The organism is Halomonas sp. NPDC076908 (genome assembly GCF_050269715.1).
Classification (GTDB): Bacteria; Pseudomonadota; Gammaproteobacteria; order Pseudomonadales; family Halomonadaceae; genus Vreelandella.
In genome coordinates, this window is the sequence record NZ_JBNNIW010000033.1 from 1 (window position 1) to 21,283 (window position 21,283).

The 21,283-nt window shown below is 55.3% G+C and carries 19 protein-coding genes; 13 read left to right on the forward strand and 6 right to left on the reverse strand.

Annotated elements, in window-relative coordinates:
* Positions 1 to 144: 144 nt before the first annotated feature.
* The 4 genes from ACQKE4_RS16310 to ACQKE4_RS16325 all read left to right on the forward strand — a co-directional run bounded on the left by ACQKE4_RS16310 (position 145) and on the right by ACQKE4_RS16325 (position 5,800).
* A complete protein-coding gene (locus ACQKE4_RS16310) occupies positions 145 to 1,596 on the forward strand; it encodes a tripartite tricarboxylate transporter permease (protein WP_427389383.1) in 1,452 nt (483 codons plus the stop codon).
* Positions 1,597 to 1,654: 58 nt separating this feature from the next.
* Positions 1,655 to 3,262, forward strand: a complete 1,608-nt coding sequence (locus tag ACQKE4_RS16315; RefSeq protein ID WP_427389384.1) for a gamma-glutamyltransferase family protein — start codon at positions 1,655 to 1,657, stop codon at positions 3,260 to 3,262.
* A gap of 145 nt (positions 3,263 to 3,407) precedes the next feature.
* Complete coding sequence (locus ACQKE4_RS16320; RefSeq protein WP_427389415.1) at positions 3,408 to 5,258, forward strand: ABC transporter ATP-binding protein; 1,851 nt, start codon at positions 3,408 to 3,410, stop codon at positions 5,256 to 5,258.
* 293 nt (positions 5,259 to 5,551) lie between these two features.
* Entirely contained in the window at positions 5,552 to 5,800 is a 249-nt protein-coding gene (locus ACQKE4_RS16325; RefSeq protein ID WP_427389385.1) for a hypothetical protein, read from the forward strand.
* A 146-nt stretch (positions 5,801 to 5,946) separates the two neighbouring features.
* Here the strand turns inward: ACQKE4_RS16325 and ACQKE4_RS16330 are convergent, their stop codons facing one another.
* Both ACQKE4_RS16330 and merR read right to left on the reverse strand, forming a co-directional pair.
* Positions 5,947 to 7,248 carry an ISL3 family transposase gene (locus tag ACQKE4_RS16330; protein WP_033988338.1) on the reverse strand — a complete coding sequence of 434 codons (1,302 nt, stop codon included), beginning with the start codon at positions 7,246 to 7,248 and terminating at the stop codon, positions 5,947 to 5,949.
* Positions 7,249 to 7,326: 78 nt separating this feature from the next.
* Complete coding sequence (gene merR / locus ACQKE4_RS16335; RefSeq protein WP_006911920.1) at positions 7,327 to 7,773, reverse strand: Hg(II)-responsive transcriptional regulator; 447 nt, start codon at positions 7,771 to 7,773, stop codon at positions 7,327 to 7,329.
* A gap of 73 nt (positions 7,774 to 7,846) precedes the next feature.
* Between merR and merT the strand changes: the two genes are divergently transcribed.
* The 6 genes from merT to ACQKE4_RS16365 all read left to right on the forward strand — a co-directional run bounded on the left by merT (position 7,847) and on the right by ACQKE4_RS16365 (position 10,935).
* Positions 7,847 to 8,197 carry a mercuric ion transporter MerT gene (gene merT / locus ACQKE4_RS16340; RefSeq protein ID WP_027965778.1) on the forward strand — a complete coding sequence of 117 codons (351 nt, stop codon included), beginning with the start codon at positions 7,847 to 7,849 and terminating at the stop codon, positions 8,195 to 8,197.
* A 13-nt stretch (positions 8,198 to 8,210) separates the two neighbouring features.
* Positions 8,211 to 8,507: a mercury resistance system periplasmic binding protein MerP gene (gene merP / locus ACQKE4_RS16345; protein WP_022519794.1), complete on the forward strand. Its 297-nt coding sequence runs from the start codon at positions 8,211 to 8,213 to the stop codon at positions 8,505 to 8,507.
* Between the two features lie 2 nt (positions 8,508 to 8,509).
* Entirely contained in the window at positions 8,510 to 8,767 is a 258-nt protein-coding gene (merF, locus tag ACQKE4_RS16350) for a mercury resistance system transport protein MerF (protein ID WP_033988342.1), read from the forward strand.
* A gap of 73 nt (positions 8,768 to 8,840) precedes the next feature.
* Positions 8,841 to 9,080, forward strand: coding sequence for a mercury resistance system transport protein MerF (gene merF / locus ACQKE4_RS16355; RefSeq protein ID WP_027965777.1), 240 nt, complete (start codon positions 8,841 to 8,843; stop codon positions 9,078 to 9,080).
* Positions 9,073 to 10,722, forward strand: coding sequence for a mercury(II) reductase (gene merA / locus ACQKE4_RS16360; protein WP_082051506.1), 1,650 nt, complete (start codon positions 9,073 to 9,075; stop codon positions 10,720 to 10,722). Before merF (ACQKE4_RS16355) ends, merA begins: the two co-directional genes overlap by 8 nt.
* 81 nt (positions 10,723 to 10,803) lie before the next feature.
* Positions 10,804 to 10,935 carry a hypothetical protein gene (locus tag ACQKE4_RS16365; RefSeq protein WP_427389386.1) on the forward strand — a complete coding sequence of 44 codons (132 nt, stop codon included), beginning with the start codon at positions 10,804 to 10,806 and terminating at the stop codon, positions 10,933 to 10,935.
* Positions 10,936 to 11,056: 121 nt separating this feature from the next.
* Here ACQKE4_RS16365 and ACQKE4_RS16370 read toward each other — a convergent pair whose 3' ends face one another.
* Together ACQKE4_RS16370 and arfA are read right to left on the reverse strand one after the other, a co-directional pair.
* On the reverse strand, positions 11,057 to 11,332 hold the full coding sequence (locus ACQKE4_RS16370) for a DUF5666 domain-containing protein (protein WP_427389387.1): 276 nt from the start codon (positions 11,330 to 11,332) through the stop codon (positions 11,057 to 11,059).
* Between the two features lie 127 nt (positions 11,333 to 11,459).
* Positions 11,460 to 11,612, reverse strand: coding sequence for an alternative ribosome rescue factor ArfA (gene arfA / locus ACQKE4_RS16375; protein ID WP_427389388.1), 153 nt, complete (start codon positions 11,610 to 11,612; stop codon positions 11,460 to 11,462).
* A 276-nt stretch (positions 11,613 to 11,888) separates the two neighbouring features.
* Here arfA and ACQKE4_RS16380 point away from each other — a divergent pair, with 276 nt between their 5' ends.
* Positions 11,889 to 13,148: an MFS transporter gene (locus ACQKE4_RS16380; protein WP_427389389.1), complete on the forward strand. Its 1,260-nt coding sequence runs from the start codon at positions 11,889 to 11,891 to the stop codon at positions 13,146 to 13,148.
* Here ACQKE4_RS16380 and cobA read toward each other — a convergent pair.
* Positions 13,113 to 14,012 carry a uroporphyrinogen-III C-methyltransferase gene (gene cobA / locus ACQKE4_RS16385; protein WP_427389390.1) on the reverse strand — a complete coding sequence of 300 codons (900 nt, stop codon included), beginning with the start codon at positions 14,010 to 14,012 and terminating at the stop codon, positions 13,113 to 13,115. The two genes, ACQKE4_RS16380 and cobA, sit on opposite strands and share 36 nt — an antisense overlap.
* A complete protein-coding gene (locus ACQKE4_RS16390) occupies positions 13,972 to 16,731 on the reverse strand; it encodes a molybdopterin-dependent oxidoreductase (protein WP_427389391.1) in 2,760 nt (919 codons plus the stop codon). The genes cobA and ACQKE4_RS16390 overlap by 41 nt, the downstream gene beginning before the upstream one ends.
* Before the next feature lie 716 nt (positions 16,732 to 17,447).
* Between ACQKE4_RS16390 and ACQKE4_RS16395 the strand changes: the two genes are divergently transcribed.
* Both ACQKE4_RS16395 and nirB read left to right on the forward strand, forming a co-directional pair.
* The gene (locus tag ACQKE4_RS16395) at positions 17,448 to 18,755 is read left to right on the forward strand and encodes an NAD(P)/FAD-dependent oxidoreductase (protein WP_427389392.1); all 1,308 of its coding nucleotides are present in this window, start codon (positions 17,448 to 17,450) and stop codon (positions 18,753 to 18,755) included.
* A 1-nt stretch (position 18,756) separates the two neighbouring features.
* The gene (nirB, locus tag ACQKE4_RS16400; RefSeq protein WP_427389393.1) at positions 18,757 to 21,282 is read left to right on the forward strand and encodes a nitrite reductase large subunit NirB; all 2,526 of its coding nucleotides are present in this window, start codon (positions 18,757 to 18,759) and stop codon (positions 21,280 to 21,282) included.
* Position 21,283 lies beyond the last annotated feature (1 nt).

Here is a 21,283-nt window from a genome sequence, read left to right on the forward strand (position 1 = left end):
GGCGCATACCGCACTGGAGCAACTGTTTGCGGGGGAGGTGCCAGCCTTCATGCAGCAAGAAGCCCCGACTCAGCCAACCGGTGCTGAATAGTTACGACTAATTTTTTCCTCCAAGCGCTCGCTGAGGTCGGCACGCCATCGGTTTTGGGGCTGATTGTTCTCGGCGTGTTGTTTGGAATCATTGGCGGCAGCATCCCTGGATTCACCGTCACCATGGCCATCCTGGTGGTCTTCCCATTCACCTTTGCTATGGATCCGGTAAGCGGTGTTTCTTTAATGGTCGGCGTGTTCGTAGGTGGGTATTCAGGCGGGATTGTCTCTGGCGTCATGTTGGGAATACCCGGTACACCCTCTTCTATAACGACCGTGTATGACGGCTACCCAATGGCGCAGAAAGGCGAACCTGGCCGTGCGCTGGGTATCGGTGTTGCGTCCTCGTTTCTAGGCACCATTATCAGCGTGGCGGTTTTGGTCTTTTTTGGGCCACTCATTGCCAGTTTCAGTATGAATTTTCGCCCTTGGGAAATCACTGCACTGATCGTTTTTGCGTTAACCCTGGTAGCTGGACTTTCAAATGGGGCGCTATTAAAAGGCTTACTCGCAGCAGCATTAGGCTTGCTAATCACCACTGTGGGCTACGATCGTAATAGCAATCTGCGCTTTGATTTTGGTATTCCGGCGTTTGGGTCAGGCTTTGAAATATTACCCGTGATGATTGGTATATTTGCCTTCTCCCAACTGCTCGGCAATATCGAAAAGCTTAAGGACGAGAAAAGCGAAACTAAGAAAATCGATACTAATGTCTCGATTCCCTACGGCCAAATCCTCAAAGATATGGCAGGGCAAAAGCTCAACACCCTGCGCTCTTCGTTAATTGGTAGCTTGGTCGGAGCGCTTCCTGGTACGGGTGGCACCGTGGCTAACTTTTTAAGCTACGATCAGGCTAAAAAGTTCTCTAAAACCCCGGAAGAGTTTGGTAAGGGTACCCCAAGCGGTATTGTGGCTTCTGAAGCTTCCAACAGCGCAGTGGCGGGCGGTGCTTTTGTGCCTACTCTAGCGTTGGGTATACCAGGTGATTTGCCGATGGCGATCATGATGGGGGTACTGATTCTGCACGGTATTACACCGGGGCCGATGATGTTTGAACAGAACCCCGTATTGGTGGGCGCTATCTACGCAAGCCTGTTAATTGGCGCGGTGGTGATGGTGCTGTGCAACCTGCTACTGGTGCGCTGGTTCGCCAAAATATCGCTCATTCCTCAACAGATTCTTGTACCTGTAGTGCTAATGCTCTGTGCCATTGGCGCTTACGCACTAAACAATAACTTGTTCGATATTTGGGTGTTATTTATCTTCGGGGTTATCGGTTATCTACTTTGGAAAGCTGACGTTCCACTTACACCGCTAATACTGGGTGTGGTGCTTGGCGACAACCTCGAGCGCCAGCTATTCCGAGCCCTTGAGCTAAATGAAAGCTGGTTAACCTTTTTGACTCGGCCGCTGTCTGCGCTTTTCTTAGCGTTAGCCGTCGTTTCCATTCTATTTTCGCTTTATCAGGATCGTAAGATTCAGCGTTTAAAAAATGCCGCTCAGTAAGAGAATGTTTAATACCTAAATAAGTTAAATCAACAACACCGCTTAAAAGGACTCTAGTATGCAACAAAATGCACACTATTACCCCAGCGCCTCGCGCCGCATGGCAACGTACGGCAAACATGGCATGGTAGCCACCTCACAGCCACTAGCTGCGCAGGTGGGCGTTAGCATTTTGCAGCAAGGGGGCAATGCGATTGACGCCGCGATTGCCGCCGCCGCCGCATTAACCGTGGTCGAACCTACCTCCAATGGGATCGGCAGCGATGCCTTTGCCATTGTCTGGGTCGACGGCAAGCTACACGGCCTTAATGCCAGCGGCCCTGCTCCACAAGCGGCAACTATTGAAGCGCTGAAAGCACTTGGCCACGACGCCATGCCCAATCACGGCATGCTGCCTGTCACAGTACCCGGTGCACCCGCTGCATGGGTGGCACTTTCCGAGCGCTTCGGTAAGCTGCCGTTCGCCGAACTGCTAGCGCCTGCCATTGCGCTGGCCGATGAAGGCTTTCCCGTTTCCCCGGTTATTCATCAAATGTGGAAGGAGGCTTTCAATACTTATTCAGCGTATAGCGACGCTTCTTTCAAACCTTGGTTTGATACGTTTGCGCCAGAAGGACGGGCGCCAGAGGCTGGTGAACTGTGGCGCTCTGAAGGCCATGCAAAAAGCCTAAAAGCGATTGCTGAAACTCACGCCAAAGCGTTTTACGAGGGTGAACTGGCTGATGCCATCGACGCCTTTTCTCAAGAACATGGCGGACTGTTACGCAAAGCAGACTTGACTGCTTACCAACCGGAGTGGGTAGACCCGATTAGCGTTAGCTATAAAGGCCATGATATTTGGGAAATCCCTCCCAATGGCAGCGGCATGATTGTGTTGCAAGCACTGGGTATGCTTGAGCGCTTAGATGAAGCGGGATCAGACCCAGTTGAAACGCTGCACCGTCGTATTGAGGCCACTAAACTGGCCTATGTGGATGGCTTCGCGCACGTTACTGAGCTTGAAGCGATGCGCCCCACTGTTGATCAGATGCTGGCCGACGAGTATCTGAAATCACGTGCCGCCCTGATTGGCGAGCAAGCCGTTGATCCCGTACATGGCAACCCAATCAAAGGCGGCACGGTGTATCTGGCAACAGCGGATAGCGATGGCAATATGGTGTCGTTGATTCAAAGCAACTTTAAGGGCTTTGGTTCGGGGATGGTCGTTCCTGGCACCGGCATCAGCCTGCAAAACCGCGGCTGGTCGTTCTCCCTTGACCCTCAGCACCCTAATGCTTTGGCACCTGGCAAACGTACCTACCACACTATTATCCCTGGCTTTATTACCAAAGATAACCAAGCTGTTGGGCCGTTCGGCGTGATGGGTGGCTATATGCAGCCCCAGGGCCATGTGCAGGTGGTAACAGCCATGCTAGAAGATCAACTCAACCCTCAGGCGGCGCTCGATATGCCGCGCTGGAAGTGGACAAAAGGCAAAACCATCGAAGTCGAAGCTGACTTCCCTAATCACTTAGCCCTGGCGCTAGCCCGCCGTGGCCACGACATCGTCAAAGTCGCTGACTCCATCAGCTTTGGACGTGGCCAGATCATTCTACGCGACCCTGAAACCGGCGTACTGCAAGGCGGCACCGAGCCGCGCACCGACGGGGCAGTGCTGCCCTGGTAAGTTGCTGTTCTAATAAATCGCGATTGAGCCAATACCTCTCCGCCGTGTTGCCGTTGAAGGCAACCGGTGGTTGCGCTGGCTATCCACGCTGAACCACCGCATCATGGCACTCCTTTTTTACTCAGTGCTTTTTGCCAACCTAATGATGTCCCCACCACCTTCTGAAGCTACTTCCTCCTCACCGCTAAGCGGTTTTTTTGGCGTGTTTCGGTATAGCCGCCGCGCGCTTGGCTTGGTGTGGGAAACCTCCCGCTGGATGATGCTTGGCCTTGCACTGTGCACGTTGGTCGCAGGGGTACTTCCCGCCGTGGCGGCGTGGGTCGGCCAGTTGATTGTGGATGGTGTGGTGAGCGCCATGGAGACTCATCGCGAAGCCACCAATCCCAACCTGCTGGTCTTGATCACGCCGGTTCTAAAACTGGTGGGGATTGAAGCGCTTATCATTGGGTTAATAGCGTTAGCCCAGCGCGGCCTTTCTGCTCAGCAGTCGCTGTTAAGAGCGCTTTTGGGGCAAAAAGTTAATGTGATGATTCTGGAGAAAGCGGGCGCGCTTTCACTTAGTCAGTTTGAGGATTCAGAGCTATACGATCAGCTCACCCGAGCACGGCGTGAGGCGTCTACGCGCCCCCTTGCGCTGGTGAATAAAACTTTTGGGCTGCTGCAAAATGCTATCTCGCTGGGCAGCTTCGGTGTACTGCTGGTGCAGTTTTCCCCTTGGGCACTGCTGATCTTAGTAGCGGGCGCGCTGCCAGTATTTATTTCGGAAGCAAAATTCTCCGGTGACGCTTTTCGGCTATTCCGCTGGCGCTCGCCGCAAACCCGTATGCAGATCTATTTAGAGACAGTTCTTGCCCGGGAAGACAGCATTAAAGAGGTCAAGCTGTTTGGCCTTGAAGGACTCTTTCTTAAGCGCTACCGCGATATCTTTACTCAGCTATTTGCCGAAGATCGACGTCTCACTTTACGCAGGGAAAGCTGGGGATTTCTGCTCGGTTTACTTGGCACCTTAACCTTTTACGCCGCCTACGGCTGGGTGGTCATCGAAACCATTGCTGGGTCGCTGACACTTGGTCAAATGACCATGTACTTAATGGTCTTCAAACAGGGCCAGACAGCGCTTTCAGCTAGCCTCACAGCGATCAGCGGCATGTACGAAGATAACCTCTACCTCTCCAATCTCTACGAGTATCTGGAGCAGCCGGTGGAGGCCGCGAGCGGCACGCTAACACAAGGCGCACAGCCAGGAGATGGGCTGCGCTTCGAGAACGTCAGCTTCTCCTACCCGGGCGGTGCTGATGTTCTGCACGATATCTCGCTGCACATCTCACCTGGTCAGAGCCTGGCATTAGTAGGCGAAAATGGCTCAGGGAAAACCACGCTAATCAAACTGCTGACACGGCTCTATCACCCGACCAAGGGGCGGATTCTGTTAGATGGTAGCGACCTGCGCGACTGGAGTACTCATGCGCTTCATGAGCGTACCGGCGTGATCTTTCAGGATTTTGTTCGCTATCAGCTACAAGTGGGGGAAAACCTAGGGGTAGGCGATATTCATGCCTTTGACGACGAGCAGCGCTGGCAGCAAGCCGCTCGACACGGCATGGCGGATGACTTTATTGCGCGTATGGCTAACGGTTACAACACTCAGCTTGGCCGATGGTTTAAAAATGGCCAGGAACTCTCCGGCGGCCAGTGGCAGAAAATTGCTCTCTCACGCGCTTACATGCGTGAAAATGCCGATATCATTGTGCTTGACGAACCCACCGCTGCAATGGATGCTGCCGCAGAAGCAGAAGTATTTGCACGCTTCCGTGAACATAGCCGCGACAAGATGGCAATTTTAATCTCGCACCGATTCTCAACGGTGCGCAGTGCTGACCTTATCCTTGTGATTGATCAAGGTCATATTATTGAGCGCGGCACACACGAAGAGCTGCTTAAGGAAAATGGTCGATACGCGAAGCTGTTTAAGCTTCAGGCTAAGGGCTATCGATAACTTAACGATTGACCCTACTGGTAAGCATCGGTTAAAAGATAAGAGCTGTCTTTACTAGGCAGCTCTTATCTTTTACTAACGAGAACTACTCATGCACTGGCACATCCGCGTTACACGAATCAATAAGCTACACCGCATTATGAATAATGCGGTGTCAGCATGTTGTGGTCGCGGGCCAGTGAAGTAGTGAGAAATTTGGCCGCGGCATGTGTCGCGGCCAGGTGCTTTATCGTTACTTTTGATACTTTCTGATCGCGATCATGTCGGGCCTCCTAATTAAGGAGACCGTCACCATGGCAATCGCAACCATTACATGTAAGCTATTAAGCGCCTTAAAGCGTTATCATACCCAGCGTCGCCTATACGAAAACCCGCACTTGCATGACCCGCACCTATTAAAAGATATAGGCTTACGCTGGGAGCAGGGTCAGTTGATATCGATTCATGGTGTAAATGAGCCGAATCAACACGCTCAGCGCCATCAGGCTGAAACCCGGGATGCCTACGAAACCTGTCCACTATGTGGGAGCAGTCTGACATAGCGAACGCCCCGGCCACAGGGAGTGGTCGGGGCGTTTTGAACACTTACTCGATTAAATGCTAATTAGTAATTGCTTAGAGCAGCGCTTTTAAAAAATAGGGTATCCGGATTAAGTGGTAGATGGAGCCCCCTTGCTCCTTCGAACCCTTAACTCTCCCAGAAGGTTGATAGATCGACGCCGTAGTTTTTCTCAGGCTCGGGAAGACCCATGCTGTAGGTCATGGTGGCCTTGCCCAGGAAGGGGGATTCCTTGATCTGCGGCACCTTCTTCTTGTGCTTGGTGGTGTAGAGCATCCGGGCCCGCATCACCTCGAATGAGTAGCCCCGGCCATCGCGGTTCTTGTCCTTGGCCAGCCGATTGATCGACTCCGTGAAGGCGTTGGTGATTGGGGTGTCGGTTTCGAAGTAGGCCAGCACCTCCTCGCGCCATCCGCTGACGGCGCTGACGAGATCCTTCCACACCTCTTTCTGCCCCTGTGGAATGTCGTCAATCCAGCGGGCCAGCGCCTTTTCGGCATCACGCCGGGTGGTGCTGTCCCAGATGTGGTAGAACCGCTCCTTGTGCTCGTAGGCCGCCAGGAGCTGAGGGAAGGCCCCTGTCCATGTCTCCATGATAAGCCGCTCGCGATCTGAAACGTCGTGGGCACGCTTCAGCAGGATCTTCCTATCGCCCTTGAGGGTCCGCCGCTGGTTTGGCTTCAGATCCTTCCTGAGTCCCTTACGCACCTTCTCCAGGGCTTCGTTGGCCATCCGCACCACATGGAACTTATCGACCACAATGCGAGCCTGCGGCAGTACCGCCTGGACAGCACGGCGGTAGGGTTTCCACATATCCATGCTGACGATCTCGACCTGGTGGCGCTCGGTCATGCTCATGAGGCGCCTCGTCACCGCGTCCTGCTGGCGACCGGGCAGCAGGTCCAGTAGGGTACGCTCCTCCAGGTTGGTCAGGATGCAGCGGTAGCGGCGGTTCAGGTACAGCTCGTCGATCCCCAGGCAGCGGGGTGTCTCGAAACGATGCCAGGCTGCCAGGAACTCAGCCTTCTTCTTGAATATCTCGCGGACAGTCTTCTCGTCGAGGCCCGTGGTATCAGCCACGTAGGCGTAGGGGTGATTGAAGGCTTCCTTCTCGACGTGGTTGTAAAGCCTCCGCGTCATGCGGTGATCGTCTACCATTTCCGGAAGAGCTGGCCGGAACGTCCTTCCACACGCCCGGCAGGTGTAGCGGCGACGGACCACCCAGAGGGTGACCCGCTTTCCGTGGATGGGTAGGTCGCGATAGGCCACATCGCGCTTGCCGAACCTGACAAACTCACTCTCAACGCCGCATTCCTCGCAAGCTAGAGGCTCAGGAGCTTCGACCTGGTAGTGGAGATCATGCTCTTCCATCTTGGTGCCTAGGACGTGGTACTCGGGAAGGTGAAGGATGTTGTCAGGCAAGCTAGTCATGCAAACTTTCCTTGTCGACATGGTCCATAGATGATCGCGACTCTTTGACCGCGTTGTTTTCAACGAACTGAAGGTGAGTTACTCCCTTGGGTCTTCTGCTTCTCTGAGCCCTTCATGCAATGACGCAATTAGCGGGCAAGTGATATTGCCTTGTTGTGCATGGCATCTGTCGACCATTTCGCTCAGCACCTTCTCAATTCTTTCAAGCCTGTCGATCTTCTCGCGAACGTCCCCTAACTTGTGCTCTGCGAGAGCACTGGCTTCTTGACAGTGGGCGCCATCTTCCAGCCGAAGTAGGTCACTGATCTCATCCAGACTAAAGCCCAGCTGCTGCGCCGTTTTCACGAACGTCAACCTGTCGATATCGGCGGCACTATAGCGTCGAATACCTCCGGGAGGGCGTTCGGGCTCCGATAATAGCCCTCGTCGCTGGTAATAGCGGATTGTCTCGACATTGACGCCGGCCGCCTTGGCCAGGCCGCCAATGGTCATGGTGTCCGCCACTTTATCTGCATGTCTCTTCATGATGCTTGACTCCGTACCAAGCTACGGAAGTAACCTTATCGTAGCTCCCCCCATCCCGAAAGGAGAATCGTCAATGCGGACATCTAAAACGGGGCGAGGGCCCCTGGCCGCCGGAGGAGTCGCGGCCCTCCTGGCCTCGGCGTGTTGCCTCGGCCCGCTGGTGCTGATCACGCTGGGCGTTTCCGGCGCCTGGATCAGCAATCTGGCGGCGTTGGAGCCCTATCGCCCGCTCTTTATCGGCGTCGCGCTGGTGGCGATGTTCTTCGCCTGGCGTCGCGTCTTTCGGCCAGTGGAAAAGTGCCAGCCGGGAGAGGTGTGTGCCGTGCCACGGGTCAGGACGGGCTACAAGGCGATCTTCTGGCTCGTATCGCTGCTGGTGCTAATCGCCCTGGTATTCCCCTACATCTTGCCCCTGTTCTATTAAAAGGAGATCTACCATGAAAGCTCGTTTCGCCTTCATCGCGCTACTCGCCCTGCTCAGCACGCCCGCCTTAGCGGCCCTGCAGACCGTGACGCTGTCGGTGCCGGGCATGACCTGTGCCGCCTGCCCGATCACCGTCAAGGCCGCCCTCAACAAGGTGGACGGCGTCTCGCAAGTCGACGTGAGCTACGCGGATCTCGAGGCCGTGGTCACCTTTGACGACGCCCGAACGTCGGTGGAGGCATTGACCGAGGCCACCATCAACGCTGGGTATCCATCAACCCCGACATCCTCGCAAGCGGATCGAGAGTGATCATGAAGAATCCCAAGCCCCTGCTGCGCGTGAGCGTGATCGGCACCGTCCTGGTGGCATTGTGCTGCTTTACGCCGATCCTGGTGATCCTGCTTGGCACGGTGGGCCTGGCGGGGCTGACGGGCTATCTCGACGTTGTGTTATTGCCGGCCCTGGCCTTCTTCATCGGCCTGACCATTTATGCGATTTGGCGTAAGAAGCAGTTCGACGCCTGTTGTGACAACGGCTCTATCAAATCAAGGAATACGCCCCCTGAGTGACATCAAGCAGCTGCACATCGCGGTCATCGGGTGAGTTGTTTACGAGCTTGCCCGCCACGGTGAAGGAATAAGCGTGAAAGATTCGCAGAAATTTTTAAGCGTCGTGCTTGGCACCGGGTTGATGGTGCTGTGTTGCGCCGCGCCAATCGCCCTGGTGCTATTCGGTACGGCGGGCCTGGCCGCGTTGGCAGGCTATCTCGATTACCTGCTGTTTGCCGCCCTGGCCATCGGCTTACCTCTCTACGCGCGATACCACAAGCGGAAGCAGGATGCCGGCTTTACTAATGAAGACTCGGAGAAACGTGATGATTGAACTCAACGTGAGTGGCATGACCTGTGACCGCTGTGCGGATCATGTCAGGGAAGCCCTGGAGAAGCTGCCCGGCGTGCAGTCGGTGGAGGTATCCTATCCTCAGGGGACGGCATCGGTAGCCGTTGATCCGGAGACACCGGCCTCGGCGTTGACGTTTGCCGTGACCCGACTTGGCTACCAAGCTCGACTGGCCAACAGTGGGCCCACTTCCCCGGCAGGCGCATCGGTGTCCAAGGGCCGTGATGAAGACGCCCCGCACATCGCGGTGATCGGCAGCGGCGGCGCCGCCATGGCGGCGGCCCTGAAAGCCGCCGAGCGCGGCGCCCGGATCACCCTGATCGAACGCGGCACCGTCGGCGGTACCTGTGTCAATACAGGCTGTGTGCCTTCGAAGATCATGATTCGCGCGGCCCATATTGCCCACTTGCGTACGGAAAGTCCCTTCGATGCAGGCCTGAGCGCCCAGGCGCCGGTGGTGGATCGGGCCAAGCTGCTCGAGCAGCAGCAGCGACGTGTCGAGGAACTGCGTGACGCCAAGTACGAGGGGATTCTGCGCGACCACCCGGCCATCACGGTCCTGCACGGCGAGGCCCGGTTTATCGATGCCCATAGCCTGATGGTCAAGCTGAACGAGGGCGGCGAGCAGGTCGTCCACTTCGACCGCGCCTTAATCGGTACTGGCGCCCGACCGGCAGTACCGCCGATCCCGGGTCTTGCCGACACCCCCTACCTGACCTCTACCAGTGCGCTGGCCCTGGACACCCTTCCCGAGCGGCTGATTGTGATCGGCGCCTCGGTGGTGGCCCTGGAACTGGCCCAGGCCTTCGCCCGGCTGGGCAGCCGGGTCACGGTGCTGGCCCGCAGCCGCCTGCTCTCCCAGGAAGACCCGGCGGTAGGGGATGCGGTGGAGGCGGCGTTTCGCCGCGAGAGCATCGAGGTCCTCAAGCAGACCCAGGCGAGCCGCGTGGACTACACCGACAATGAATTCATTGTCGACACCAACGCCGGCACCTTGCGGGCGGATCAACTGCTGGTGGCCACCGGACGGACACCCAATACCGAGGCCCTGAACCTGGCGAGCCTCGGCGTGGAAACCGCACGTGGGGCGATTCTGGTCGATGAGCATCTGCACACCACGGTGCCGGGGCTCTATGCCGCCGGTGACTGCACCGATCAGCCGGAGTTCGTCTATGTCGCCGCCGCCGGGGGCAGCCGGGCTGCCGTCAACATGACCGGGGGCGAAGCCACCCTGGACCTGAGCGCCATGCCGGCGGTGATCTTCACCGACCCCCAGGTGGCCACCGTCGGCCTGACGGAAGCCGAGGCCATCGAGCAAGGCTTCAGCGTCGATACCCGCGAGCTGGACCTGGAAAACGTGCCGCGTGCGCTGGTGAATTTCGACACCGGTGGTTTCATCAAGCTGGTGGCCGAACGCGACTCGGGCCGGTTGCTGGGGGTGCAGGCGGTGGCGGGGGAAGCCGGTGAGCTGATCCAGACGGCGGTGATGGCGCTACGCGCACGCATGACCGTACACGACATCGCCAATGAGCTATTTCCCTACCTGACCATGGTGGAAGGGCTCAAGCTCTGTGCCCAGACTTTCACCAAGGATGTGACGCAGTTGTCCTGCTGTGCCGGGTGAACGATATGAGCGCGACCGTGGTGCCACTGGGCGGCGGCACCACGGGTTTTGGGCATGGACACCACAGGGAGCTCTGTCACGATGAACACGACACTACCCGATTGCGGGATGATGGGGGCGATGGGCTGGATAATGCCAGTGATCGGAATTGCCCTACTACAGCTGGTCCTGGGCATCGCCTGTTTGGTGAAGTATCTGCTCTCTAGCAAGTGAGCGTACTGAGCGAGCCATCAACCAGCTAATCCGTTGTGGGTTGAGTTTGTCGGCCACCTTTCTCTCTCGCATACCAACCAGATAATCCGGATACCCAAAAAATATACGCAATTATTGCCACTTAATCATCAATTTCAATTTCTCGTACGATCTGTCGGCCATCTTGATAGTCATAATCTACTTCGACACGCATACCTTCTTGTAAACCTTCAAAGCTACGGAGGCCATCGTCATAATCGGTACGATCATCAACTTCAAACTCAATTCCTTGTACGGTGAACGTCTGGCTATCTGCATTAATGCTCTCAATGACACCTTCAACATCATCCGCGTGGGCGGAAAGAGCAAACCCAGAAAGCGCAACAGCTGCTACCAAGTGACGAATTTTAACTGCCATGTGAAAACTCCTTTTTCGTTAAGTGACTTACTTTATACCGACTACGTGTTGAAAAGTTCTATCCTTGAGACCGATACGCTAATTTTAAGACAGAAATATAGCCAAATCACTTGAGTCAAAATGTTGCTCAAGCGGCTTGGCTATATCCCCGCTGGGTATCACCACGGTTTTTACGGGAGTAGCTGCCTTTGCCTTTTTTGGGGGTTTGCTGCTGCATTTTGAACATCGGCGTTCGCAGCTGAGCTTTTAAGGCGTTGTCTTGGATATTGCGCGTTTTCATCGTTTTCTCCTGACTTTTGAAAGATGCCTGCCAGTAGGCAGATATCTACTATGACATAGCTTATCTGTTAGCGTTCCAAGCTGCACTTATCCCGCATACACTTTCGCTGATACAACCTAATTCGCTGATACAACCTAACGAAATGCAAAGCAGGGTTAGGCATTACATTTTGCATCATTAACATCCTTTTCTATTGATAGCGTGTTAACTAACATGGGGTAGCAACCTCCCCACTTCAACCCTTTGCTAGTGAAACTCGCCTACCATGACGATGCTATGAACGCTGCTACTAACAATGACCTCAGCTCTTCAGAACCTTTACTACCGCTTCACCGGCAATCGGGCTTTTTAAGCTTTCTGCTGTCGCGATTGGCAGCGGTCTTTGCCATGCAAATTCAAGCTGTCGTGGTGGCTTGGCAGGTCTACGATATTACCCGTGACCCTATGGCACTAGCCTATGTGGGATTGGCCCAATTTCTGCCTATGGTAGTACTCCTATTACCCGCGGGCGATTTTGTTGATCGCTTCTCACGCAAACGTATTTTGCAACTTAGCTGGGTAGTGCAAGGGCTGTGCAGCGCGCTTCTTCTCACCCTTTCGCTAAATGGAAGCCAGAGTGTGGGGGGATTTTATGCAGTACTGGCGCTATTTGGTGCCGCGCGCGCCTTTACCGGCCCTGCATTACAAAGCTTGCTGCCCAACATCGTGCCCCGATCGCAGCTTGCCTCCGCAATCGCCCTGAATAGCTCCATCATGAAAATTGCCGTGATTGGCGGCCCGCTATTAGGCGGCATTCTGTATGGGTTAGGCGGTGGTAACCTTGCCTACAGCGTATGTTTAGGATGTTTTATAGCGGCGCTTATACTGCTGCTTCCAGTACCGATTCGTTTCACCGAAGCGGCTAAAACGTTAGAGAGCACCGCCGTGAAGCGCTTTACGGCGGGCATTCGCTATATCCGCCATCAGCCGATTATTTTGGGCGCTATTTCGCTGGATCTTTTTGCAGTGTTGTTAGGTGGCGTCGTGGCACTACTGCCTATTTATGCCCAGGAAGTACTCCATGTTGGGCCCGAAGGGTTGGGCGCGCTTCGCAGCGCTATTGCGGTTGGCGCACTGCTAATGGGGCTGTACTTAGGCATACGCGGTATTAAGCGTCGCGCTGGTTTAGTGATGTTTATCGCGGTGGTGATTTTCGGCGTTGCCAATTTGGTGTTCGCCCTATCGACGATTTTCTGGCTCTCGCTGGTGGCCATGTTAGTAGCAGGTGCTGCCGACATGATTAGCGTATATGTGCGCATGACGCTGATTCAACTTGCCACTCCCGATGAAATGCGCGGACGCGTGAATGCGGTCAATATGCTGTTTATCGGCTCCAGCAATGAGCTAGGCGAGTTTCGTGCAGGCAGCATGGCAGCCTGGTTTGGGGCTGTTCCCGCTGCAGTGATTGGAGGTGTCGGTACGCTGGCGGTTGTCGGCGCCTGGATGAAACTCTTCCCCACTCTACGCCGGGTCGACCGTTTTGATGATGCTCGCTAATGACGCTGAAGAACCTGTTCGCACCATGCTCACCACGCTGCCCACCACAATCAAACACGGCGAAGACAGTGGTTCAGCGGCTAAACGAGCAGGCATATCCGCAAGTGTACCTACCAGTGACTGCTGCTCCGGTTGGCTGGCATTGGCCACCAACATGACTGGCCACTCATCAGGAAGACCCGCTTGGCGTAAACCGTGGCAGATCGCGTCCACCTTGGAGAGCCCCATATAAAACACCAGGGTCTCGTCTTTACGCGCCAGCGACTTCCAGTCGGGAGTGCCATCTTCCCGGCACAGTTGCGCGGTCACAAAGCGCAGTTGCTGGGCATGACCACGATCGGTGAGCGGAATGCCCATACAGGCCGCCGCCGCTGATGCAGCGGTAATACCCGGTACAATAGCCGCAGGCACGTGAGCAGCAGCTAACGCAGCCAACTCTTCACCCATCCGCCCAAACACGCCGGGGTCGCCGCCTTTTAAGCGCACGACCGATTTGCCGGCATTGGCGAGCTTAACCATCAAGGCGCCAATTTCTGTTTGAGGAACGCTGTGATGGCCACGTGCCTTGCCTACGTAGTAGCGTTCGGTGCCCCGCGGGATCAGCGCCAGCACGTCATCGCCTACCAGACGGTCATACACCACTGCATCCGCCTGCATAAGCAGCCTTGCAGCTTTAAGCGTTAGTAGCTCGACATCGCCACTGCCTGCACCCACCAAATAGACCTTACCTGGCTGACAATCCCCGCTTAACGGCAGTCGTAAACGCGATGATGGCTCACGACCGAAAGGCGCTAGCACCCGTTGCCCCAGGCGCGTAAAGGCCTCAGGCCACTTCTGTGTTAGGTGTTTGCTTAGCGCGCGCATTGGGCCGCTCCTCTTCAATCAGTGATTTCAATTCAGGAATACAACTGCCGCACTGGGTTCCGCAAGCAAGCCTTGCACCTAATGCTTCTACGCTGGTGTCACCATCGCGGATTGCATTGGCAATCGTGATTTGGCCCACCTGATGACAACTGCATACTATTGGCCCGGTATCCGCTGCACCATCATCGCAGCCTGCGAGTAAGCGGCGTCGATGGTTAGTACTCAGCGCCTCATCTTCAAAACGTGCCTCCAGCCAAGCAAGCCCTGGTAACTCATTAGGCGGCCCGACCATCAACCACCAACATAGCCTGCCGTTTTCAATCCCAGCGACGCGTAACCGTCCGCTGGCAATATCTTGAGACCATATAGAAGCTGGTGTTGGCAACCAGTTCGCCAGTTGTGCAAACCAATCCTCCACCCGTTGAGTATCGGCTAACTGCCAACGCTGGCAAGCTCCCATAGGGATACGTGCCCAGTAGTCGCTCATCTGCCATGGCGCAGCCACTCGATCAGTTATCGTATTGGCGATGAGTAACGTTGCCTGCCAAACAGCGGGTAATGGCCTTAGCGCTACCGCCCCATGCTTGGACTCCGGCTGGCCAGAAAGCGGGTCGATGATACCAGCAATCAAGGCACTACTTCTGGCCTGTTTTGTAAAACAATCGGTCCAGTGGATAGGCACAAACACCTCTCCGCGCCGCTGCGCATTGGATACCCGCACGCGTGCGCAAAACTCACCTGTTTGGGCACTAAGCTTAGCCAACCCTTGATCTTGAACACCGGCAGCCAGTGCATCGTCTGGGTGTATCTCCATAAACGGTTCTGCACGATGATTCATTAAACGCGGCGCGCGACCCGTTCGCGTCATGGTGTGCCACTGATCGCGTATTCGTCCGGTATTTAAGCGCAGCGGATAGCTGGCGGAGAGCGCTTGTGCAGGCCCCCGCGGCTGAACTGCCAGCAGTTTCGCACGGCCGTTAGGGGTGGCAAAAATGCCATCTTCAAATAGCCGTGCAGTCCCATGGGGTGCGGTGGCGGTGACCGGCCACTGAATGGATGCCAAGGCATCGTAACCCTCACGTCCCAATCCAATAAGTCCCGAGATATTAAATAGGCGCTGAGGCCCACCTTGTGCTGCGCTGTTTTTAAAGTCGTTTTCAAATCCTGATAGCCGCGCATGCTCGTCAAAAATCTCCCACGGATGCGAATAATTAAACGCCTCGGCAAACCCTAAACGCTTCGCCACTTCGCACATTATCCACCAGTCATGGCGTGCCTCACCGGGAGGCGACAGCATGCCCCGTTGGCGCGAGATTCGCCGCTCGGAGTTAGTGACGGTGCCATCTTTTTCTGACCATCCCGAGGCAGGCAGCACAATATCAGCGTAGGGAAGTAAGTCAGTGTGGGCGGCACATTCGGAGACAATCACCAGCGGGCACTTTTCCAGTGCAGCGCGAACGCGAGCCGCATCGGGCAGACTAATCGCCGGGTTAGTCGCCATGACCCACAGCGCCTTTACTTCACCGCGCTCAATCGCTTCGAATAGCTCCACGGCTTTGTAGCCAGGCGCTTCAGGCAAAGTAGGAGTTAAGCTGTCAGTGGCCCAAAAACGGCTAACAAGATCGAGCGCCCCCGGCGTATGGTAATCCATGTGTGCCGCTAGCTGATTAGCAAGCCCGCCCACTTCGCGCCCCCCCATGGCGTTGGGTTGCCCGGTAATCGAAAATGGCCCCGCCCCAGGCAAGCCGAGTTTTCCGCCAGCCAGGTGACAGTTAATAATCGCGTTGCACTTATCGGTGCCGCTAGAAGATTGATTAACACCCTGAGAATAGAGCGTGACCACGTGCAGTTGGCTAGCAAACCAGTAGTAGAAGGTTTCCAGGCGTTCAGGGTCAACATCGCAGGCGGCGGCTACCTCTGCCACCGAACCCGCCGATTGCTGAGCGGCTGCCAACGCCTCCACAAAGCCTTCGGTATGCCGCTCTAGATAGAGGGTGTCGAGCTTGCCTCGCTGCGCCATCCACGCCAGCAGGCCATTAAATAGATACGCATCGCTGCCCGGCTTGATACCCAGGTAGAGGTCAGCGATTTCGCAGCTATCCGTTACTCGAGGGTCGATCACCACTAAGCGCATCAGCGGGTTGCGTTCTTTAGCGACTTTGATGCGCTGATAAAGCACCGGATGGTTCCAGGCAAGATTAGAGCCCACCAGCACCACCAATTCAGCCTCTTCCAGATCTTCGTAGTTGCAGGGCACCACATCCGCGCCAAAGGCGCGCTTGTAAGCTGCCACTGCCGACGCCATGCAGAGCCGCGAGTTGGTATCTAAATGCGGCGTGCCTAGAAAGCCTTTAAACAACTTATTGGCGACATAGTAATCTTCGGTGAGCAGCTGTCCTGACAGATAACCCGCTACCGTATAATTGCCGTGCTCCTCTCGCAGAGCGTTTAGCCGCTGGGCCGTGACCGTTAACGCCTGCGCCCAGGAGACTTCAACGCCATCGATCCGTGGCTGGGTTAAACGACCATGCCCCCCCAAGGTTTCATGAAGTGCGCTCCCCTTTACGCATAGCCGACCATAATTAGCCGGATGCTCACGGTCGCCCTCAACGCCACTCAAGATATCGCCTTGCAGGGTCGCTTTAACGCCACAGCCTACCCCGCAGTAAGGGCAGGTAGTGAGCATTTCTCGCTGGGCAAGCTGGTTCGCCTGGGGCATGGCACTTTCCTCCGGCCTTAAAAGCAAAAAAGCGCCCAAGCGAGCTTCATAAAAAGAAGCCTGCCTGGACGCCGTTGTCTCAGGGACACCTACTTTACTCGGGTGCCATACTCATCAGATTTTTGCTGCGATTAAGCTTGTTCTTTTAAAAACCGTTTTTTACAAACTGTTTTTGCAAACTGCTTGTTGCAAATAAACTGCAATGAGCCGTTGTTGCTTATTACATAACCATTTTGTTAATAAGATATAGCAAGACCCGCACCCACCTGCCCTAATAAAAGATATTAATTAATAAAAACAACGCCCTAAAATTCAACATACTCTTCTCATTCGGGGCGCTTAAAAACGCCAATAGCGATTTTTCGCTGCATCTAAGTGCATAACGGCCCCGATGCGCACCAGCAGCGTGCACCAAATGAACATACAGAGGCGTTGAGCATTCTTAAAAACACCGCTAACCCACTGAATCAAAAATATAACCAAAGTAATATAAGCTTATTGGCCGATGTTTTGCTTTTTGTATTGCATAGAACAGCATTGTAACGAACATCAAGCATTACGTTAGCTAGCAGCCAAAGGCGGTTGCTGCGCGTTTTGAAACAACGCTATCGGGCAACGACGCCCCTGATACCTCTTTTTCTCGAAGAGGGGTATCAGGGGCGTTTTTTTGTTTAGGCCTTTGTAAGCACCACTTGTTAGCAAATAAGGAGCCACCTATGGAAACCACTTCCCGGTGCTCGACTCACAAACATCTAGTGATTATCGGTAACGGCATGGCGAGTCATCGTTTGGTGGAGGCGTTGGTAAAGCAGCCTACGCGCCCCCAACGCATTACCGTGATTGGCGCAGAGCCCGCGCCTGCCTATAACCGCATACTGCTTTCCCCACTGCTGGCCGGTGAAATGCAGCAGGACGCGCTGACGCTGCGCGATGCCGATTGGTACGCCGTACAGGGCATCGCACTGATACTGGGTGAGAAGGTTGAGGCGCTTGATCGCTCACGCCAAACATTAACCACGGATAGCGGCCGATCACTTGATTATGATCACTTGGTAATCGCCACCGGTTCGCGCCCAGCGATGCCCAGTATTCCAGGTATTGCGCTTGAGGGCGTGCACAGCTTCCGCGATTTACAAGATGCTGCAACGCTGACAGAGATCGCTCAGCAAGGTGGTGACGCGGTGGTTATCGGCGGTGGCCTGCTTGGGTTAGAAGCTGCCGAAGGCCTGCGTAAACGTGGCAATGAAATGCAGGTTAGCGTGCTTCAGCGCAGCAATAGACTGATGAACCGCCAGCTAGATGCTACTGCTTCTAAATTGCTTGAAGAGGAACTGACCCAGCGCGGTTTGAACATCATCACTGGGGCCGAATTAGCGCAATTAGAGGGCGATGAAAAGGGCCGGGTATCCAAGGTACATCTTCTTGATGGTCGCCAACTAAACGCTACCAGCGTGATTATCACCGCCGGTATTACGCCTAATGCGGAGCTTGGCCACCAAGCGGGTCTTACTACCGAGCGCGCCATCGTGGTGGATGAATACCTCACTACCAGTAACCCAGCGATTTCTGCGCTTGGCGAATGCTGTCAGTTTAATGGCACTACCTACGGCTTGGTGGAGCCTATCTGGCGTCAGGTAGAGGTACTCGCCGCCACGCTATGTGGCACAACCACCCCTTGCTACGTGGATGTCCCCAGCGCCACCAAACTCAAAATCAGCGGCGTTGCGCTCTACGCCTTTGGCCCCACCGAGACTAACGATGAGCACGAAGTGCTCAGTTACCACGACGTTGAACTAGGCGATTACCGCCGCCTGTTACTGCGCGATGGACAGATTGAAGGCGCTGTTCTTTATGGTGACACCTCCCTGGGCCCTTGGTACTTCGAGCAAGCGCTCGCCGGGCATAGCCTGAGCAACTGTCGCCAAGCACTGCTGTTTGGCGCGGCAGATATAGAAGTGCTCCAAGCGGTCATTGCTGACCAGCAGAACGATACTCCCCATTTATCGACCTTAGAGGCGGCATAAAATGAACATGACCAATCACGAACAGCTCATCATTATTGGTAATGGCATGGTCGGCCACCACCTTGTCGAGCAGCTAGTCGAAAATGGTGCCCTAGAACGCTATCAGGTCACCGTGTTTGGCGAGGAGCGCCACCGCGCCTATGATCGAGTGCATCTGTCGGAATACTTCAGCGGTCGCGATGCTGACTCACTAGCGCTGTGCGAAGCGGATTACTATGACGTTAGCGGCGTGGAACTGCGCAGCGCCGAAACCGTCACTCAAATTGACCGCACCACCCATGAAGTAGTCACCGACCAGGGCCGCTACCCTTACGACCGCATCGTGCTGGCTACCGGCTCCTACCCGTTTGTACCGCCGATCCCCGGGAACGATCGCGAAGGCTGCCTGGTATATCGTACCCTTGACGACCTGGATGCCATTCGTGCTGCCGCTGAAACCGCTACTAACGGCGTTGTAGTTGGGGGTGGTTTGTTGGGGTTAGAAGCCGCTAACGCCCTGCGCGGATTGAACCTGGACACTGCCGTAGTCGAATTTGCTTCCCGGCTAATGCCCATGCAGGTGGATAGCGAAGGCGGCGAACTGCTGCGCGAAAAAATCGAAGCACTAGGCGTACAGGTGCTGACCGAACGGGCGACGCAGCGCATTGAAGATGGAGAGGCAAGCCGCCATCGTATGGTGTTTCAGGATGATAAAGTCCTAGAAACTGACCTCATCGTCTTCTCTGCCGGTATTCGTCCCCGCGACCAATTAGCCCGGGACTGCGGGCTGGAAATTGGCGAGCGCGGCGGCATCGTGGTGGATAACCAGTGCCATACCAGCGACCCGTCCATTTTGGCGATTGGCGAAGTGGCTCTGTGGAACCAGAGTATTTTCGGCCTTGTAGCGCCGGGCTACCAGATGGCTAAAACGGCGCTTTCGACGCTAACTGGCGGCGATACCCACTTTAGCGGTGCGGATATGAGCACCAAGCTCAAGCTGCTGGGCGTAGATGTGGGCTCGATTGGTGACGCCCACGGCAACCAGAATCCTGGCGCACGTATGTTCCGCTACTTAGACCCCATCAAGCAGGAGTACCGCAAGCTGGTTGTCTCTAGCGATGGTAAAAAGCTGCTTGGTGCCATGCTGGTGGGCAACAACGGCGTTTACGATACGCTGCTGCAGTATTACGCCAACGGTATTGAATTGCCCGCCGAGCCCGCCTCGCTGATTCTGCCACAGAGCAGTGTCACCCCAGCACTAGGCCCGGATGCATTGCCAGAAACAGCAATGATCTGCTCTTGTCATAACGTTACCAAAGGCGATATTTGCGCCACCATTGAAAGCGGCGCGGTAGATCTCGCCGGTGTAAAAATCGCCACCAAAGCCAGCACTGGCTGTGGCGGTTGCACTGCTCTGCTAAAAAGCATGGTCGATCATGAGCTGGAAGCCCGCGGTGTAGAAGTAGATAAATCGATCTGCGAGCACTTCGCCCACACCCGCCAAGGGCTTTACGACATTGTGCGTGTCGAAGGTATCAAAACATTCACCGACTTGATCGGGAAGCACGGCAACCCCGACACTCATCGTCTGGGTTGCGATATCTGCAAACCTGCTGTGGCGTCCATTCTGGCCTCCTGCTTTAACGAACCAATCACCGACGCTGCGCATATCCCTTTGCAGGATACCAACGATACCTTCATGGCCAACATGCAGAAAAACGGTACCTACTCAGTAGTGCCCCGCATCGCTGGCGGCGAGATCACCCCCGATAAACTGATCGTGCTGGGCGAAGTGGCCAAAAAATACAGCCTCTACTCCAAAGTCACCGGCGGCCAGCGCATCGACCTGTTTGGCGCCCGCCTGGAAGATCTGCCGGATATATGGAGCGAGTTAATTGCCGCTGGTTTTGAAACTGGCCACGCCTACGGAAAATCGCTACGCACCGTAAAATCCTGCGTGGGCAGCACCTGGTGCCGCTACGGTGTTCAGGACAGCGTTGGCATGGCGATCTGGTTAGAGAATCGCTATAAGGGGCTGCGCGCGCCTCACAAAATAAAATTTGGTGTTTCTGGCTGTACTCGTGAATGTGCCGAAGCTCAAAGCAAAGACATTGGCATTATTGCTACCGAGAACGGCTGGAACCTTTATGTGTGCGGTAACGGCGGTATGCGCCCTCGCCATGCCGAACTATTCGCTACCGACCTCAACGACGAACAGCTCTACCGCATCATTGATCGCTTCTTGATGTTCTATGTGCGTACCGCCGACCGCTTACAGCGCACCTCCGTATGGCGCGAAAACCTTGAAGGCGGGCTGGATTACCTCAAAGAGGTGATTCTGGAAGACAGCTTAGACATCAATGACGAGCTAGAGCGCCAAATGCAGACGGTGGTGGATACCTACCAGTGCGAATGGGCGGATGCTATTAGCGACCCGGAAAAGCTCAAGCGCTTCCGCAGCTTTGTTAACGACGACCGCCCGGATCCTTCGATCATTATGACCTCCGAGCGCGGACAGCCACGCCCAGCCCAATCCACATCTCACTGAC

Bases quoted from the DNA above. Each gene is read 5' to 3' on its own strand.
- ACQKE4_RS16325 (WP_427389385.1), top strand. From the start codon at position 5,552: ATGGCAATCGCAACCATTACATGTAAGCTATTAAGCGCCTTAAAGCGT.
- nirB (WP_427389393.1), top strand. From the start codon at position 18,757: ATGAACATGACCAATCACGAACAGCTCATCATTATTGGTAATGGCATG.
- ACQKE4_RS16320 (WP_427389415.1), top strand. From the start codon at position 3,408: ATGTCCCCACCACCTTCTGAAGCTACTTCCTCCTCACCGCTAAGCGGT.
- merP (WP_022519794.1), top strand. From the start codon at position 8,211: ATGAAAGCTCGTTTCGCCTTCATCGCGCTACTCGCCCTGCTCAGCACG.
- ACQKE4_RS16380 (WP_427389389.1), top strand. From the start codon at position 11,889: ATGAACGCTGCTACTAACAATGACCTCAGCTCTTCAGAACCTTTACTA.
- merT (WP_027965778.1), top strand. From the start codon at position 7,847: ATGCGGACATCTAAAACGGGGCGAGGGCCCCTGGCCGCCGGAGGAGTC.
- ACQKE4_RS16365 (WP_427389386.1), top strand. From the start codon at position 10,804: ATGAACACGACACTACCCGATTGCGGGATGATGGGGGCGATGGGCTGG.
- ACQKE4_RS16330 (WP_033988338.1), bottom strand. From the start codon at position 7,248: ATGACTAGCTTGCCTGACAACATCCTTCACCTTCCCGAGTACCACGTC.
- merF (WP_033988342.1), top strand. From the start codon at position 8,510: ATGAAGAATCCCAAGCCCCTGCTGCGCGTGAGCGTGATCGGCACCGTC.
- ACQKE4_RS16390 (WP_427389391.1), bottom strand. From the start codon at position 16,731: ATGCCCCAGGCGAACCAGCTTGCCCAGCGAGAAATGCTCACTACCTGC.
- ACQKE4_RS16370 (WP_427389387.1), bottom strand. From the start codon at position 11,332: ATGGCAGTTAAAATTCGTCACTTGGTAGCAGCTGTTGCGCTTTCTGGG.
- arfA (WP_427389388.1), bottom strand. From the start codon at position 11,612: ATGAAAACGCGCAATATCCAAGACAACGCCTTAAAAGCTCAGCTGCGA.
- cobA (WP_427389390.1), bottom strand. From the start codon at position 14,012: ATGCGCGCGCTAAGCAAACACCTAACACAGAAGTGGCCTGAGGCCTTT.
- merR (WP_006911920.1), bottom strand. From the start codon at position 7,773: ATGAAGAGACATGCAGATAAAGTGGCGGACACCATGACCATTGGCGGC.
- merA (WP_082051506.1), top strand. From the start codon at position 9,073: ATGATTGAACTCAACGTGAGTGGCATGACCTGTGACCGCTGTGCGGAT.
- ACQKE4_RS16395 (WP_427389392.1), top strand. From the start codon at position 17,448: ATGGAAACCACTTCCCGGTGCTCGACTCACAAACATCTAGTGATTATC.
- ACQKE4_RS16315 (WP_427389384.1), top strand. From the start codon at position 1,655: ATGCAACAAAATGCACACTATTACCCCAGCGCCTCGCGCCGCATGGCA.